Annotated in this window: 2 protein-coding genes; both read left to right on the top strand. The window is 63.1% G+C overall.

Annotated features, from left to right (window positions below; translation table 11 throughout):
• The coding region (gene rlmD / locus ABLA28_RS11085) for a 23S rRNA (uracil(1939)-C(5))-methyltransferase RlmD (protein WP_347713717.1) at window positions 1-874 on the top strand (874 nt) is incomplete at its 5' end.
• A 312-nt stretch (window positions 875-1,186) separates the two neighbouring features.
• Window positions 1,187-3,253 (top strand): Synerg-CTERM sorting domain-containing protein, encoded by a 2,067-nt coding sequence (locus ABLA28_RS11080; RefSeq protein WP_347713716.1) that lies wholly within the window; start codon window positions 1,187-1,189, stop codon window positions 3,251-3,253.
• Window positions 3,254-3,354: the final 101 nt, after the last annotated feature.

Here is a 3,354-nt window from a genome sequence, read left to right as displayed (position 1 = left end):
TCCGATCAAGACCTGTCCCGTCAACGCCGCTCCCCTGAACGCGCTCTATGGGACCGTTCTGAAGGGACTGCCCTCCCTGCCCTTCGGCGGCTACGACGAGGCGACCCATGAGGGCAAGCTGCGGCACCTCGTGATGCGCTCCGGGTTCCATACCGGCCAGACGCTGCTCTCCTTCGTCCTCAACGGGCGCCTCGCGGCCAAAGGCATCAAGGCGCTGGTCGCCGTGGGGGCGGCGGGCCGCCCCTCCACCCTGACGCTGAACCACAACTCCAGGCCGGGAAACGTCATCCTGGGGACGCATACCGAGCCCCTGATCGGGTCCGGCCGGATCGCAGAGCGGCTGGACGAATGGACGCTCGAGTTCGACACCACGTCCTTCTTCCAGGTCAACACGGGACAGGCGGAACAGCTCTTTCGGTACGCGGCCGAGCAGGTGCGGGGGACGGACGTGCTGGAGCTCTACAGCGGCGTGGGGTCCCTGACCTGTTTCCTGGCGTCACGGGCTTGCGGGGCATACGTGACGGCGGTGGAGGAGTGGCGCAGCGCCGTCGCGATGGCGGAGCGGAACATGAGGGCCAACGGCCTGGAGGCGCGCCTCCTCTGCGCCCGCGCCGAGGAGGCGGTGGGGGACCTTCGCGGCTCCTACGGCACCGTGGTCGTCGACCCGCCCCGAGACGGCTGCGACCGCGCGGTCCTGGAGGCGATCCACGCCTTCCGGGCGCCGCGGGTCGTCTACGTCTCCTGCAATCCCGCGACACTGGCCCGCGACGCGCGGATACTGGCCGGGCACGGCTACCGCCTGACCTCCATCCGTTCCTTCGACATGTTCCCCCAGACGGTGCACGTGGAGACCGTCGCGGTGCTGGAGCGCTGAGGGCTTCCCCCCGCGTGATAGGCCCCAAGGGCCGCCATCGATTGACACACCGGCGATAACGACGTAAAGTAGCCCTCGGGCCATGCTCGCTCGAAAATATCGTCAAAGGGGTTCAAGGCATGTCAAAATAGTTGTATGATAGTTGTGGTGTGGAGATCGGCCAGGCGCAGTACGAGCGTCTACATGGGCCGAGGGTACAGGTTCGGCGTTCCGGACGCGGGGCCTCCCTGCGCCCCGGCGGCGTGTTCTCCCCTGTGGGGAGCCCTTCCGGACGGAACGCATTGCAAACGGCAAGGAGGAATTTTAAGGAAGATGAGAAAGGTATGGGTTTTGTTGGCGGTGTTTTTGTTGGCGGCCTCTGCCCCGGGGGCGGCCTTGGCGGCGGACGTGCCGATCAACAGTACAAACTTCCCGGATAATACGTTCATTATCTTCGTTAGGGAACATGACACAAACAAGGACGGGTTTTTGAGCCTCGCGGAGATTGAAGCGGCGAAGAGTATGACCGTTAAACCCGACTTTGGCGCCAAAAACCTGGTAGGGATCGAGTATTTCACGTATCTGGAGACGCTGGTTTGCGCCAAACAGGAGCTGACGTCGCTGGACATGAGATGGAACGCAAAGCTGAAGGATCTGCATTGCGAGACCAACGACCTGCTGACGGCGCTGAACGTGAGGGAGAACACGGAGCTGACGTCGCTGCATTGTGAGAACACTCCGCTGACGGAGCTGGACGTGAGCAAGAACACGAAGCTGACGTGGCTGTCGTGTTACGAGAACCGGCTGACGACGCTGGACCTGAGCAAGAACACGGCGCTGACGGATCTGGCTTGCGCCAGCAACGATCTGACGACGGTGGACGTGAGCGGGAACACGAACCTGAGGAATCTGGATTGCTCCAACAACGATCTGAAGGCATTGGACGTGAGCCAGAACACGGAGCTGCAAAAGCTGGAATGCAAGAACGACCGGCTGACGACGCTGGACCTGAGCAAGAACACGAAGCTGATGTATCTGTATTGTGAGCAGAACCAGCTGACGTCGTTGGACGTGAGCAAGAACACGAGGCTGTCAACGCTGAAATGCACCGACAACCGGCTGACGGCGCTGGACCTGAGCAAGAACACGGAGCTGAGTTCGTTGTATTGCGAAGGGAACCAACTGACGGCGCTGAACGTGGCGAACACGAGGCTGGATTCGTTGTATTGCGGAGGAAACCGTCTCACGTTCCTCGATCTGCAGGGGCTGACTCTGACCGGTAGTGCCACTGTGGGCGGCCAGACGCGGGACGGCCTGACGGTCTCGGCGATCGGGGGTGCGTATGTCGTCGACCTCGGCGCGTTTCTCTCCCGGGATCGGTTCGACAAAGTCAAAGACCTCGCCGGTAAGGCTTCCGACGGCACTCCGCTTACCCCGCTGAGCTTCTTAAACAACGGCAAGGCCACCTTTAACGCCAAACCGGTGACGGTGACGTATCGGTACGATACCAAAGGCCGCATAGGGTTAGGAGGGATAGGGATAGAGATGGATGTCACCCTTATCGAATCCAACACGATCACGGTGTCCGTGTCCGGCCGCGGCAGGGTCACGCGTCAGGGGTCCACGGAGGCGCTGTCCGGCAGCGTGGCCGTCTTCCCGGGCGACGACGCGACGTTCGTGATCTTGGCGGACGAGGGTTACGAGATCGCTGACTTGAGGGTCGACGACGCCCCGGTGAGCGTCCCGTCGAGGACGGCGCGTTACGAGTACACGTTCCGCAACGTGACGAAGAATCATACTCTGAGGGCCGCGTTCAGGTCCAGACCGGGCGGGTCGCCGAGTAATCCGGGCGTGCCGCCCGTGAATCCTCCCACGCCGCCAACCTCTCCGGACGTGCCGCCCGTGAATCCTCCCGCGCCGGCCGATATCCCGGTCTCCGCGGAGCAGTGGACGGTCTTCTGGGGCACTCGTGACGCACAGGGCAAATATGGAGTGACAATCCAGGTTCCCATCAAATCGGAGGTTCCCCTGATCGAGGGCTCGATCCGGGTCGAGGCCCTGGGGATCGAGGAAATCGGGGTCAAACTTCTTTCCGATGGCCGGGCGGCCTCCGCCCATGCAATGGCGCAGCAGCGCAGCTACCTGCTCCAGATCACGGGCAGGGTGGCCGAAAACGCCCTGAACACGGCACGGATCGACGCGCTGCACTACAGGCTGGAGGGCGGCGAGGAGAAGACGGTTCGTCTGGGGACGAACGGCGGCGGTATCCTGCTGAAGGACATGAAGAAGGAGGGGGAGACCCCGAAGTCGAATTCCGGCAGCGGGTGCGACGCGGGTGCGGGCCTGGGCTCGGTGGCGTTGCTGGCTCTCGTTCCCCTCTACATCCGGCGTCGGCGCTGAGCCGCTGCGCAGGACAGGCGCAACAGCCGCGCGGCCCCCGATACGGGGCCTGTCTCTTATACACATCTCCGAGCCAACGAGACGGAGCTACATCGCGTATG

Source organism: uncultured Fretibacterium sp., assembly GCF_963544685.1.
Taxonomy (GTDB): Bacteria; Synergistota; Synergistia; order Synergistales; family Aminobacteriaceae; genus CAJPSE01.
Note: the sequence above shows the minus strand (reverse complement) of the source record. Positions and strands in the feature narration are given on the sequence as shown.